This is a genomic window from Nocardioides segetis (genome assembly GCF_051390595.1).
Classification (GTDB): domain Bacteria; phylum Actinomycetota; class Actinomycetes; order Propionibacteriales; family Nocardioidaceae; genus Nocardioides.
Genome location: NZ_JBNINR010000003.1, coordinates 168,797 through 182,428 on the forward strand (window position 1 = coordinate 168,797; position 13,632 = coordinate 182,428).

Annotated in this window: 10 protein-coding genes; all 10 read right to left on the reverse strand. The window is 69.1% G+C overall.

Translation table 11 applies throughout. From position 1 onward, the window contains the following. Positions 1-76: 76 nt before the first annotated feature. Entirely contained in the window at positions 77-3,586 is a 3,510-nt protein-coding gene (rpoB, locus tag ACPZVR_RS07090) for a DNA-directed RNA polymerase subunit beta (protein WP_436698879.1), read from the reverse strand. A gap of 296 nt (positions 3,587-3,882) precedes the next feature. Further along, on the reverse strand, positions 3,883-4,761 hold the full coding sequence (locus ACPZVR_RS07095) for a DnaJ domain-containing protein (protein ID WP_436698880.1): 879 nt from the start codon (positions 4,759-4,761) through the stop codon (positions 3,883-3,885). Beyond that, positions 4,758-5,510, reverse strand: coding sequence for a PT domain-containing protein (locus ACPZVR_RS07100; protein ID WP_436698881.1), 753 nt, complete (start codon positions 5,508-5,510; stop codon positions 4,758-4,760). Before ACPZVR_RS07100 ends, ACPZVR_RS07095 begins: the two co-directional genes overlap by 4 nt. A gap of 22 nt (positions 5,511-5,532) precedes the next feature. Next, a complete protein-coding gene (locus tag ACPZVR_RS07105) occupies positions 5,533-6,837 on the reverse strand; it encodes an MCE family protein (RefSeq protein ID WP_436698882.1) in 1,305 nt (434 codons plus the stop codon). Beyond that, on the reverse strand, positions 6,834-8,360 hold the full coding sequence (locus ACPZVR_RS07110) for an MCE family protein (protein ID WP_436698883.1): 1,527 nt from the start codon (positions 8,358-8,360) through the stop codon (positions 6,834-6,836). The genes ACPZVR_RS07105 and ACPZVR_RS07110 overlap by 4 nt, the downstream gene beginning before the upstream one ends. After that, the gene (locus ACPZVR_RS07115; RefSeq protein ID WP_436698884.1) at positions 8,357-9,505 is read right to left on the reverse strand and encodes an MCE family protein; all 1,149 of its coding nucleotides are present in this window, start codon (positions 9,503-9,505) and stop codon (positions 8,357-8,359) included. The genes ACPZVR_RS07110 and ACPZVR_RS07115 overlap by 4 nt, the downstream gene beginning before the upstream one ends. Beyond that, complete coding sequence (locus tag ACPZVR_RS07120; RefSeq protein ID WP_436698885.1) at positions 9,502-10,470, reverse strand: MCE family protein; 969 nt, start codon at positions 10,468-10,470, stop codon at positions 9,502-9,504. The genes ACPZVR_RS07115 and ACPZVR_RS07120 overlap by 4 nt, the downstream gene beginning before the upstream one ends. An 18-nt stretch (positions 10,471-10,488) precedes the next feature. Then, positions 10,489-11,529 (reverse strand): MCE family protein, encoded by a 1,041-nt coding sequence (locus ACPZVR_RS07125; RefSeq protein WP_436698886.1) that lies wholly within the window; start codon positions 11,527-11,529, stop codon positions 10,489-10,491. Further along, the gene (locus ACPZVR_RS07130) at positions 11,529-12,788 is read right to left on the reverse strand and encodes an MCE family protein (protein WP_436698887.1); all 1,260 of its coding nucleotides are present in this window, start codon (positions 12,786-12,788) and stop codon (positions 11,529-11,531) included. The genes ACPZVR_RS07125 and ACPZVR_RS07130 overlap by 1 nt, the downstream gene beginning before the upstream one ends. Positions 12,789-12,795: 7 nt before the next feature. After that, entirely contained in the window at positions 12,796-13,623 is an 828-nt protein-coding gene (locus ACPZVR_RS07135) for an MlaE family ABC transporter permease (RefSeq protein WP_282401245.1), read from the reverse strand. Positions 13,624-13,632: the final 9 nt, after the last annotated feature.

Sequence of the window (13,632 nt, forward strand, 5' to 3'; positions counted from 1 at the left end):
CCTTCGTTGGATCTGAGAAAAGTGAAGTTGGTTGGGGGTGGAGGCAGGGCGCGCCCGGTGGGGCGCGCCCCGCGGCTCACACCTCTTCGACCGAGCTGGGCTCGCGGCGGGACAGGTCGATGCCGAGTTCCTCGGCGGCGCGGAAGACGTCCTCCTCCGCGTCGCGCATCTCGATGGTGGTGCCGTCCTGCGACAGCACCTCCACGTTGAGGCAGAGCGACTGCATCTCCTTGACGAGAACCTTGAACGACTCCGGGATGCCCGAGTCGGGGATGTTCTCGCCCTTCACGATCGCCTCGTAGACCTTGACGCGACCGGGCACGTCGTCGGACTTGATGGTGAGCAGCTCCTGGAGGGCGTAGGCGGCGCCGTACGCCTCCATCGCCCAGACCTCCATCTCGCCGAACCGCTGGCCACCGAACTGGGCCTTACCGCCCAGCGGCTGCTGCGTGATCATCGAGTAGGGGCCGGTCGAGCGCGCGTGGATCTTGTCGTCGACCAGGTGGTGGAGCTTGAGGATGTACATGTAGCCGACGGAGACCGGGTCCTTGAACGGCTCGCCGGAGCGGCCGTCGAAGAGGTGGGCCTTGCCGTTCTCGCCGATCATCCGCACCCCGTCGCGGTTGGGCATCGTGGCGCTGAGCAGGCCGGTGATCTCGTCCTCGCGGGCACCGTCGAAGACCGGCGTGGCCAGCTTCGTGTTCGGCTCGGCCTTGTCGGCGCCGATCGCGGTGAGCCGCTGGGCCCAGTCCTGGTCCTGCAGGTCGGCGTCGATGTGCCAGCCCTGCTTGCCCAGCCAGCCGAGGTGCAGCTCGAGGATCTGGCCGATGTTCATCCGTCGCGGCACACCCAGCGGGTTGAGGACGACGTCGACCGGGGTGCCGTCCTCCATGAACGGCATGTCCTCGATCGGCAGGATCTTCGCGATGACGCCCTTGTTGCCGTGGCGGCCGGCGAGCTTGTCACCGACGGAGATCTTGCGCTTCTGCGCGACGTAGACGCGGACCAGCTGGTTGACGCCCGGCGGGAGCTCGTCGCCCTCCTCGCGGTCGAAGACCCGCACGCCGATGACCGTGCCGGACTCGCCGTGCGGCACCTTCATCGAGGTGTCGCGGACCTCGCGCGCCTTCTCACCGAAGATCGCCCGGAGCAGCCGCTCCTCGGGGGTCAGCTCGGTCTCACCCTTGGGCGTGACCTTGCCGACGAGGATGTCACCGGTCGACACCTCGGCGCCGATCCGGATGATGCCGCGCTCGTCGAGGTCGGCGAGCATCTCCTCGCTGACGTTGGGGATGTCGCGGGTGATCTCCTCGGGGCCCAGCTTGGTGTCGCGGGCGTCGACCTCGTGCTCCTCGATGTGGATCGAGGTGAGGACGTCCTCCTGCACGAGGCGCTGGCTGAGGATGATCGCGTCCTCGTAGTTGTGGCCCTCCCACGGCATGAACGCGACGAGCAGGTTGGTGCCCAGCGCCATCTCCGCGTTGTCGGTGCACGGACCGTCGGCGATCGGCGAGCCGACCTCGAGCCGGTCCCCCGCCTCGACCAGCGGCCGCTGGTTGATGCAGGTGCCCTGGTTGGAGCGCTTGAACTTCGCGAGGCGGTACGACGAGTAGGTGCCGTCGTCGTTCATCGTCTCGACGAGGTCGGCGGAGACCTCCTTGACGACGCCCGCCTTGTCGGCGACCACCACGTCACCCGCGTCGACCGCGGCGCGGAACTCGATGCCGGTGCCCACGATCGGGCTGTCGCTCTTGATGAGCGGCACGGCCTGACGCTGCATGTTGGCGCCCATGAGCGCGCGGTTGGCGTCGTCGTGCTCGAGGAACGGGATCAGGGCCGTCGCGACCGACACCATCTGGCGCGGCGAGACGTCCATGTAGTCGACGTCGTCGGCCGGGACCTCGGCGACCTCGCCGTTGCGCTGGCGCACCAGGACGCGGTCCTCGGCGAAGCGGCCCTGGGCGTCGAGCGCCGCGTTGGCCTGCGCGATGACGTAACGGTCCTCGTCGTCGGCGGTGAGGTAGTCGATCTGGTCGGTGACCACACCGCCCTCGACCTTGCGGTAGGGCGTCTCGACGAACCCGAAGGGGTTGATCCGGCCGTAGGAGGCCAGTGACCCGATCAGACCGATGTTGGGGCCTTCCGGCGTCTCGATCGGGCACATCCGGCCGTAGTGCGACGGGTGGACGTCACGGACCTCCATGCCGGCGCGGTCACGAGACAGTCCACCCGGGCCGAGCGCGGAGAGACGCCGCTTGTGCGTCAGGCCCGCGATCGGGTTGGTCTGGTCCATGAACTGCGAGAGCTGCGAGGTGCCGAAGAACTCCTTCAGCGCCGCGACCACGGGGCGGATGTTGATCAGGGACTGCGGCGTGATCGCCTCGACGTCCTGGGTCGTCATCCGCTCGCGGACCACGCGCTCCATGCGGGCCAGGCCGGTGCGGAGCTGGTTCTGGATCAGCTCGCCGACGGTGCGCATGCGCCGGTTGCCGAAGTGGTCGATGTCGTCGGCCAGCACCGGGAGGTCCTTGCCGTCGGCGTCCTTGCGGATCTCGCCACCGATGGCGGCGACGAACTCGTCGCCGTTGTGCAGCTGGACGATGTACTTGATCGTCGCGACCATGTCGGCGATCGTCATCGTCTGCTGGTCGAACGCCTCGTGCTGGCCGAGCTTCTTGTTGACCTTGTAGCGGCCGACCTTGGCGAGGTCGTAGCGCTTCGGGTTGAAGTAGTAGTTCTTCAGCAGCGTCAGCGCGGCCTCGCGCGTCGGCGGCTCGCCCGGGCGCAGCTTGCGGTAGATGTCGAGCAGCGCGTCGTCGGGACCCTGCGTGTTGTCCTTCTCCTCGGTCAGCTGGATCGACTCGAACTGACGCAGGTCGGCCATGACGGCCTCGTAGTCGTACTCCTCGCCGGTGTCCTCGGCGATGGCCTGGAGGGCCTTGAGCAGGACCGTCACGTTCTGCTTGCGCTTGCGGTCGAGGCGGACGCCGACCATGTCGCGCTTGTCGATCTCGAACTCCAGCCACGCGCCGCGGCTCGGGATCAGCTTGGCGGTGTAGATGTCCTTGTCGGACGTCTTGTCGGCGGTGCGCTCGAAGTAGACGCCCGGCGAGCGGACGAGCTGGGAGACGACGACGCGCTCGGTGCCGTTGATGACGAAGGTGCCCTTGGGGGTCATCAGCGGGAAGTCGCCCATGAAGACCGTCTGGCCCTTGATCTCACCGGTCTCGTTGTTGGTGAACTCGGCGGAGACGTAGAGCGGGGCGGAGTAGGTGAGGTCCTTCTCCTTGCACTCGTCGACGGTGTACTTCGGGTCGTAGAAGACCGGGTTCTCGAACGAGAGCGACATCGTCTCGGAGAAGTCCTCGATCGGGGAGATCTCCTCGAAGATCTCCTCGAGGCCGGACTTGTGGGTGGCGTCCTGGCCCTCGGCCAGGCGGGCGTCGATCCGGGACTTGTGCGCCTCGTTGCCGATCAGCCAGTCGAAGCTGTCGGTCTGGAGAGAGAGGAGCTGTGGGAGCGCCAGCGGCTCCTGGATCTTCGCGAAAGAGATGCGGGACTTACCGGGGGTGGTGCGCGCGGCCAAGAGTTGTCCTTCGACGGGTTCGACTCTTCGAGAGCGCCCTGACCCACCACGTCATCGGCCACCGGGCAGGCCGAAGCGCATCTGAGGGCAGGCGCAAGGAGCCACGGTACACCACGCACGGGCGCTCGACAATATCGGCTGCGCAACCTCACACAGCCGGAGTCGGCTCCGGTGGTCCCGTCGGGGACCGGGTGGAATCCGGTCCGCCCGATCATGCTGCGCGGACCCGCTCAGGTCAAGCAGCCGCCCGGGCCTCCTCGGGCCTCCTCGGGCCTCCTCGGGTCTCGGCCTGCGGCTCAGCCGCAGTCCGAGTCGACGCAGATGTCGTCGAGGAGCCAGCCCTGCTCGCTGCCGGAGTCCCGCACCAGCTGCAGGGTCGCCCACATCCGCAGCGTGCTCCGCTCGCCGCCGTCGCGCACGCTGTCTTGGCGGATGAACACCACGACCGTCGCGACCTCGCCGTCGTCGCTGAGCCGGGTCAGCGCCACGCCGTCGGCCGCGGCCTCGACCACGATCTTCTGCTTCGTCGCCTCGTCGGTCAGCTCCGGCCACAGCTTGGTCTGCTTGGCCGCGAGCTCCGGGCTGAGGTACTGGGTCACCCGCTCCAGGTCGGCGGCCATGGTCTGGTAGCCGTAGGAGAAGGCGGGCCCCACGATCCGCTCCGCGGCGTTCTCGACCTCGACGGAGGTCCGCTCGAAGCGGAGGTTGCGCTCGGCCAGCTCCTTCGCGCTCAGCTCGCCGCGCGCGCCGGGCAGGAGGGCGAGGGTGACGGCGAGGCCCACGGCCAGCACCGCGGCCACGCCGGCGACGACGAGGGCCACCGTGCCGGGTGTGCGCCGCGGGGCGGCGGGCGACGCCGCGTGAGTTTCACCGGCCGGCCGGTGAAACTCACGCTGGGACGAGGAAGCTTCCTCGTCCCAGCGTGAGTTTTCTCGTCCAGGCTCGTCCTCGAGGGCAGTCTCGGCCTCGGCCTCGGCGGCGCGCGCGGCGGCCAGCTCGGCGTCGTACGCCGCGCGCTTGGCCGGGTCGAGCAGCACCCCGGCGGCGTCGCTGTAGGCGCGGAAGCGCCGCTCGGTCGGGTCGAGATCGGCGATCGCGGCCTTCCAGGCAGCGCGGATCTCGTCCTCGGTCGCACTCTCCTCGACGTCGAGGAGGTCGTAGAGGTTGGTGCTCATCGGCCCTCCCCCGTGCTCGGTGCGGCGTCGTCGGACGGCTGCCCGGTCGGCTGGTCGCTCGGCTGCCCGGTCGGGCTGGTCGGCTGGTCGCTCGGCTGGTCACTCGGCTGGCCCGAGGGCTGGCCGGCGGGCGGGCCGCCCTCGGGGATCGAGGCCTCACCGAAGGACGGCAGCTCGTCGTCGAGGTCGTCGAGGTCGTCGACCAGCCAGGTGCCGTCCTGCTTGACCAGGGAGACCTCGTAGCGGAAGCGGAGCGGCTCGAACGGGATCCGCTGGGTGCTGTCGGAGGGGTCGGGGTAGGAGAACTCGACGACCCCCGCGACCAGCAGCTCGGCCGAGTCGTCGTCGATGCTGGCCACCCCGACGGCGTACGGCGTCCCCACCCGGTCGATCTGGGTCTGCTTGACCGTCTCCTCGGCGTAGCCGACGTTCTTGTCGAAGACGGTGCGGAACTTCGCCGTCATCAGCTTGCCGACGCCCGCGTAGTCCGGCATCTTGCCCGACGGGTCGAGCAGGTCGGGGCCGTAGGTGTTGAACCGCTGCACGAACGTCCGGGCGGCCGCCAAGGCCTTCTCGCGGTCGGCGGTCCCGTCGCGCGGCGGGTCGATCAGCGAGTCCAGCCGCTCGCCGGGGTTGGAGCCGGCGCCCTTGTCGAGAAGGGTCCACACGCTCACGCCGAGCGCGGCGACGACCACGGCGAGCAGCAGCCCGAGCACGCTCCAGCGAAGCGTGGCGTTGGAGTCCTTCACAGGGCGGGCCTCGATGACGGGCTCACCGCGTGGGGTCGAGCAGCGGTTGGAGGTAGAGCCACTTCCACGAGTCCTCTCCCAGCGACGGAGGCGCCACGTTACCCCGCACCGGGGTCGCCTCCTCCGCCCGGGCCGTCACGCCCCAGGTCAGCTCGCCCGTCTGGTCGTCGACGCGGACGCCGATGTCGTAGCCCTGCACGCCGGGCGCGACCCGCGGGAGGTTCTGGGTGCCGCGGGGGTTGCTCTTGGTGATCGGCTCGGTGCACCCGACGTTCTCGGGCATCGGGGCGTTGCCGCGGTCGGACTCCGGGTTGCGGCGGGTCTTGAGGTAGCCGGCGTAGCAGGGCGTGCTCGTCGGTGCGAGCACCAGGCCGAAGTGGGCGTCCCAGAACCCGCTGCCGCCCTCCTGCTTGGAGCGCCTGCCGACCACGACCTGACCCGCGCCGACGGCGTACGGGTACACGACCAGCATCTGCTTGAGCGCGCCGAGGTGCTGGACGACGACCTCGCCGGTCGCGACCAGGTTGGCGAGGAGCTCGCTGATCTCGACGCCGTTCTGCTCCAGGAAGGTCCGCAGCTGGGTGGCGGCGACCGAGCCCGCGTCGATGACCTTGCGCAGCGCCGGGTCGGCGCCGGCGAGGGCGGAGCTGAACAGCGACAGCTGCTCGGCGAAGGTTCGCAGCGAGGTCTGCGAGTCCACCTGGCCCCGCAGGACGGTGTTGCTGTCCCTGATCAGGGCGGTGGTGAGATCGAAGTTCTCGTCGGCGGTCTCGATGAAGGAGTTGCCGGTGTCGATGATCCGCTGCAGGTCCGGGCCGGTGCCGGCGAACGCCTGCCCCAGCTCGCTGACCGTCGTCCGCAGGGCCTCACGATCCACACTCGCGACCGTCGCGGACAGGTCGCCGAGGAGCTTCTCGGTGGCGATCGGCGTCGCGACGTCGGTGATCTCCGAGCCCTCGCGGAGGTAGGGACCACCGTCGGTCTGGGGCTGCAGCTCGACGTACTGCTCGCCGACGGCCGAGCGGTTGCCGACGAGAGCGAGGGTGTCGCTGGGGATCTCGTCCCACTTCTTGTCGATGTCGAGGTGCACGTCGACACCCTCGTCGGTGAGCTCCAGCTCGCCGACCGTGCCGACGCCGACGCCGCGGTAGGTCACCTCGGCGCCGGTGAAGATGCCGCCGGACTCCGGGTAGTGCGCGGTCACCGTGTAGCTGCGGTCGACGACGAGACGGTCGAGCTTGGCGTAGCGGGCGCCCACGAAGGACACGCCGAGCAGCGTGATGAGCGCGAACACCATCAGCTGGATCCGGGTGCGACGGGTGATCACTGCGCCGACCTCGCCTTCTGCCGCTGCTGACCCGGCCGCCCCGACTTCCCCGACCCCGACTCCCCCGACTGGGTCAGCGGAGCGGAGTACAGGCTGACCAGGTCGGTGTCGTAGGTGTCGTCGAACTCCGACCACATGGTGTCGACGTCACTGTGACCGCCCGGCGCGGGACGCCCGAGGCCGCCGCCCTTCAGGACGCTGGAGAGCAGGTTCTGGATCGGGTTGCTGCTGGTGGACGCGCTGCCACCCGCCGGCGTGCCCTTGTTGCCGCCGAGCAGGTTGCAGAGCAGCTTCACGGCGGCGCAGACGTCGTCGAGGAGGTACTGCGGCAGCAGCAGGCACTTCTGCGGGTCGGGCGGCGTCTTCAAGCAGCCCTGGAGCGTCTTCCACGCGCTGTCGCAGAGGTTCTTCAGGTTGATCAGCTGGTCCAGCGGCGAGTCCGGCAGCTCGTTGACCAGGATGCAGGGCACGTCGGGCAGGTTCAGGTTGCCCACGTCGAGCTGCAGGTCGATCGACAGGTTGACGTAGTCGCCCATGTGCAGGTTGCGGGCGACCTGCGGGTCGCGGCCGACGGACTCGTCGATGAACGGGTAGGTCAAGAACGTGCTGAACCCCTGGGCGAAGTCGTCGCCGGCCTGCGCGATCTGGAAGAGCACGGGATCGAGCATCTTGAGGGTGTCGATCGTCGCGGCCTTCGTGGTGTTGATGACGCGCACGCCGACGTCGCTGAGCTGGGTGAGCCCGTCGAGCATCGCCACCAGGAGCTCACGCTGACGGTCGAGGGAGTCGAGCGCGCTGGGCAGCTCCTCGAGCGCGAGGTCGATGCTGTCCTGGTGCTCCTTGGCGGTGACGGCGAGCCGGTTGACCGACTCGATCGCGTCGACGATGTCCTGCTTGCGCTGGTCGAGCTGGCCCATCAGCGACGAGACCTGGGTGAGCACCGACTTGGCGGAGTCCTCCCGGCCCTCGAGCGCGAGGTTGAGCTCGGTCGAGATCGTCTTCAGCTGGGCGATGCCGCCGCCGTTGAGCACCAGGCTGAGCGCGCCCAGCACCTCCTCGACCTCCGGGTTGCGGCCGCCGTCCTCGATGACGTCGCCGTCGGAGAGCCGGCCCTGGGCGCCGGTCGGCGGAGCCGCGAGCGACACGAACTTCTCCCCCAGCAGGCTGGTCTGGCGGATCGAGGCGACCGGGTTGTCGGGCAGGTCGACGTCCTTGCGCAGCTCGAGCGTCACCACGGCGCGGTAGCCGTCGAGGCGCACCTCGGTGACCTGTCCGACGGCGACGTCGTTGACCTTGACCGACGACTTGGGCACGAGGTCGAGGACGTCGTCGAAGCGGACGCTGACCTGGATCGGGTCCTTGCCGGTGTCGGCGCCGCCGGGTAGGGGCAGCTCGTAGACGTCGAAGTCGCAGCCGGTCAGCAGCACGGCCCCGGCGAGGAGGGCGGCGACGGCGCGCAGCCGGCGCCGCAGGCCCGAGCGCAGGCCCGGGCGGACGGAACGGCGGTCGGAGCGACGGCTCATCGGTCCACCTCCACCAGTCCGTTGAGGGTCGGGTCGTAGGCCTGGCCGTACCAGGAGCCGGTGCCGAAGGGCGCCCCGCGCGGGAGCAGGGTCTCGATCAGCCCGCAGATGTCGCCCTTGGCGTCGGCGCCCGACACCAGCGCGCAGAGCACCGCGCTCGGGTTGGACGTCAGCTCGTGCAGGATGTTGCCGAGGTTGGCGTTGGTGTCGAGCGTGCCGTCCTTCGGGTTGTAGGTGTGGTAGAGGTTCGTCAGCGCGAGCGGGCCGGCCTGCAGCAGCTCGTCGAGGGCGCCGCGCTGGCGGACGAGCACCTTCGCGACGCGGTTGATGTCGCGGATGTTGCGGCCCAGCACCTCGCGGTTGCGCTTCACGAACCGGGCGACGTGGTCGAGCGCCGTACCGAGGTTCGACAGCGCGGTCGTGAGCTCCTGCCGCTCGTCGGCGAGGAGGCTCGACACGTCGCCGAGGGACCTGTTGAAGTCGCGCACCGTGGTGTCGTTGTCGGCCAGCGTCTTGAGGAAGGACTCGAGCTGCGCCGCGGAGTCGAAGAGGTCGTCCTTGTTGTTGTCGAGGGTCTCGCTCAGTCGGCCGAAGTCCTCGATGGTCTGGTGGAACTGGGCTCCCTGGCCGCCGAAGTTCCGCGCCGTCTGCTCGAGGAGGTCGCTCAGGGCGCCCTCCTTGTTGGCGCCCTCGGGGCCGAGCGCGACCGTCAGCTTGTCGATGCTGCCGTAGATCTCGTCGAGCTCGAGCGGGATCGCGGTCTTGGTGGCGTCGATGACGGTGTTGTCGGCCATCACCGGGTCGCCGTCCTCGTAGGCGGGCGAGAGCTGGATGTAGCGGTCGCCGACGACGGAGGGCGAGACGATGACCGCGTCGGCGTCGGCCGGCACCTTGAGGTCGGAGTCGTAGCCCATCACGACCTTGACCTTGGTGCCCTCGGGCACGACCTCGCGCACCCGGCCGACGGGGATGCCGAGGACCCGGACCTCGCTGCCCTCGTAGACCGACACCGCCCGCGGGAAGTAGGCGGTCACCGTCTTGTCGCTGCCCGAGCTGCTGAACATCCACACGACGCCCGTCACGAGGAGGATCCCGATGACGGCCAGCGGGAGCCAGCGGCGCATCCTGCTCACCGAGTCGTTCACGGCTTCACCGTCCCGGGCACCGGCGGCAGGTTGAAGATGTAGGTGTCGAACCAGGGCCCGTTGCCGAGCGTGCTGGCGAAGACGCGGTAGAACGGCGCCATCAGGCGGATCGACTCCTCGAGGTTGTCCTCGTTCTTCTTCACGACCTGCAGTACCGAGTCGAGGCTGTCGAGTGCGGGCTTGAGGTCGGCGCGGCTGTCCTTGATCAGGCCGGTGAGCTTCGTGCTCAGCGTCGAGGTCGACTCCAGCAGCCGGTGGATCTGCGCCTTGCGCTGCAGCAACGCGGTGAAGAGCGTGTCGGCGTCCTTCATCAGCGCCACGATGTCCTCGTCGCGCGAGTCGAGCACCGTGGAGACGCGGTTGAGGTTCTTGAGCAGCGAGTTGATCTCCTCGTCGCGTGAGGCCACGGTCTCCGCGAGCGAGGACAGGCCGTCGAGCGCCGAGCGGAACTCCTCGGGGGTGTTGCGCGTCAGGTCGGCCAGCGTCGTGAGCGCGCTGGCGAGCTGGTCGGTGTCGATGTCCGCCGAGGTCTCGGCCAGGCCGGTGAAGGCCTCGACCACGTCGTACGGCGAGCTGGTGCGCTCGACCGGGATGACGGCGCCCTCCGCGAGCTGGCCCTCGCCGGCGGGGTCGAGGGCGAGGTACATCGAGCCGAGGATGGTCTTCACCTTGATGTCGGCGCGGGTGTCGACGCCGAACGGGGTGTCGGTCTTGATCTTGAACGCGACCTTGACCGAGTTGCCGTCGAGCTCCATCGAGGTGACCTGGCCGACCCGGACGCCGGCGATGCGGACCTCGTCCTTGGTCTTGAGGCCGCCCGCCTCGGCGAACGAGGCGTAGTAGGTGTCGCCGCCACCGATCAGCGGCAGGTCGTTGGCGCGCAGCGCGGCGACGAGTCCGAGGAGCAGGACGGCGATGCTCACGGCACCGATCACCACGGGGTTGCGTTCGCGGAAGGGCTTCATGTCAGTGGTCGCCTCCCCTCATCCGAGCGTGCAGCGGTCGGCGGTCGCGCCGTACGTCGCGCTGACCGGGTTGGGGAGGATCGGGACCTTGATCGTGGCCTTGAAGTGGCACAGGTAGAAGTTGAACCAGGAGCCGTAGGTCGCCGTGCGGCCGATCTTCGTCAGCTTGATGGGCAGCACCTGCAGGGCGCGGTCGACCTCCGCGCGGTTCTTGTCCAGGGTGCCGGCGACCTTGCGCAGCTCCTTGATGTCCTTGATGAACGGGTCCTTGATGTCGGTGACGAGCGCGGCCGTCTGCACCGAGAGCTCCGAGATCGAGTCGAGCGAGGACAAGATCGCCTCGCGGTCCTCGTTGAGCCCGCCGATCAGCGAGCGGAAGCTGTCGATCAGGTCGGTCAGCTGCTGGTCGCGGTCGGCGACGTGGTCGAGGACGTAGTCGAGGTTCTCCAGCAGGTCCCCGATGACCTGGTCGCGGTCGGCGAGGGTCTGGGTCACCGACGCGGTGCTCGACAGCAGGCCCTCGACGGTGCCGCCCTCGCCCTGGAAGACCTGGACGATCTCGTAGGAGAGCTTGTTGATGTCGTCGGGAGAGAGCGCCTGGAAGAGCGGCTTGAAGCCGTTGAAGAGCACGGTCAGGTCGAGGGCGGGCTTGGTGCGGTCGACCGGGATGGCGTCGTCCTCGCCCAGCCGCTCGCCGCCCGCGCCCTCCTGGGTCAGGGAGATGTAGCGCTGACCGATCAGGTTGCGGTACTTCACCGTCGCGTGGGTCGCCTCGTCGATCCGGGTGTCGGCGTCGACCGAGAAGGTCACCCGGGCCCGGTCGGCGCTGATGATCCGGATCTCCTGCACCGTCCCGACCTTGACGCCCGCGATCCGGATGTCGTCGCCCTTGTTGACGCCGGTGGCGTCGACGAAGTCGGCGGCATAGTCCTTGGTGGCGCCGAACGAGAGGTTGCCGATGGTGATGATCAGGACGCTCGTCGCGAGCGCCGTCGTGACCATGAAGACGACGAGCCGGACCAGGTCGCCGCTGGTCTTCTTGTCGAGGCCGCGCAGCATCACGACGCCTCACCCCCGGTGAGCAGCGGCCCCGCGAGCAGGACGTTGAGGTCCGAGCCGGCGCCGTCGTACTCCTGGTCGAGCGCACCGCGCAGCGCGGTGACGTCGTCGGGGCTGCCCGTGTAGCCGGAGGCCCCCGGCACGGGGCGCAGGTTGCCCTTGCCGGTGTCGCCGTTCATGCCGTCGTTGAGGTGCGGCAGGGGCGGGAACGGGTTCTGCTGGCTCCACGGGATGTCCGGCAGGCCCAGGCAGTCGGGGCCGCGGTCGTCGCCGAAGATCGGGGCGTCGGCGGGGGTGTACTTGCGCGGCTGGTCCTGCAGCGTCTCCAAGACGATGTGCAGCTCGAATCCGCGGAAGGCCTCGGCCAGACGCCCCTGGGCCTTGACGATGCCGGCGGCCATGCACGGGATCGTCGGCGCGTAGCGGGCCACGGCCCGCAGCGTCTCGGTGCTCAGCTCGCCGGCCCGCTTGAGCCGCTCGGCGTTCGCGTCGAGGAACGACCGCGCCGTGTCGGAGAAGCTGCGGATGTCGGTCAGGGTCGCGGTGAGCGCCGCCTCCCGCTCCTCGATGGTCCCGGTCGTCTTCACGGTGTCGTCGAGGATCTGGGCCACCTGGGGGAGGATGTCGGCGTAGGTGTCGGAGACCTGGGCGGTCAGCTTGAGGTCCTCGAGCAGGGCGGGGATCTGCGGGTTGATCCGCTTGAGGTAGCCGTCGAGGGTCTCGAGGTTCTTGCCGAGCAGCTCGCCGCGGCCCTGGAGCGCGGTCGCGAGCGCGGTCAGCGTCGCGTTGAGCTCGGCCGGCTGCACGGTGCGCAGCAGCGGGTAGAGGTCGGAGAGGACCTCCTCGAGCTCGGTCGAGACCACGGTCCGCTCGATGGTGCCGCCGGCACGCATCGTGCCCGACGGCCCCGTCTCGGGCACGACCAGCGACACGTACTTCTCGCCGAACAGCGTCTTCGGCACGATCGATCCGGTGACATTGGCCGGCACCACGCCGATCTTGTCGGGGTAGATGCCGAGGGTCAGCTCGGCGCCGCCGGCACCGGAGCGGGCGTCCAGCACCTCGCCGACGATCACGCCCCGCACCTTGACGTCGGCGCGGTTGGGCAGCTGGAGGCCGATCGAGGAGGTCTTGAGGGTGACCCGGTCGTAGTCGGTGAACTTCTTCGTGAACGTGGCGTAGGTCAGCCACACGCCGAGCAGCAGCAGGGCGACGAAGATGACGCCGAGCGCCTTGTGCGCCGAGAGGATCCGGTCCATCAGCAGATCACCCCGCCAGCCTGACGGTCGTCGAGGCTCCCCAGATGGCCATCGACAGGAACAGGTCGATCACGTTGATCGCCACGATGCTGGTCCGGACCGCACGGCCCACGGCCACGCCCACGCCGGCGGGCCCGCCCGAGGCCGTGTAGCCGTGGTAGCAGTGGATGAGGATCACGACCACCGCGAACACCAGCACCTTGCCGAACGACCACAGCACGTCGCCGGGTGGCAGGAACTGGTTGAAGTAGTGGTCGTAGGTGCCCGAGGACTGTCCGTAGAACTGGGTCACGACCAGCCGGCTGGCGACGTACGACGACAGCAGGCCCACGACGTAGAGCGGGACGATCGCGATGAGTCCACCGATCACCCGGGTGGTGACGAGGAACTGCATCGACGGGATCGCCATCACCTCGACGGCGTCGATCTCCTCGGAGATCCGCATCGCGCCGAGCTGGGCGGTGAAGCCGCAGCCGACGGTCGCGGCGAGCGCGATGCCGGCGACCAGTGGGGCGATCTCCCGGGTGTTGAAGTAGGCGGAGACGAAGCCGGCGAAGGCGGCCGTGCCCAGCTGGTTGAGCGCGGCGTAGCCCGACAGGCCGACCTGGGCGCCGGTGAAGAAGGTCATGCCGATGATCACGCCGACGGTGCCGCCGATGACGGCCAGCGCACCGGAGCCGAGGGTGACCTCGGCCAGGATCCGCAGGATCTCGCGCGGGTAGCGCTTGATCGAGCGCGGCAGCGCGAGCAGCACCTTGAGGTAGAAGGACAGCTCGTGCCCGAGGTTGTCGAGACCCTTCAGCGGCCGGTCGTAGATCGCCTTGATGTTCGCCATGTCGTCGCT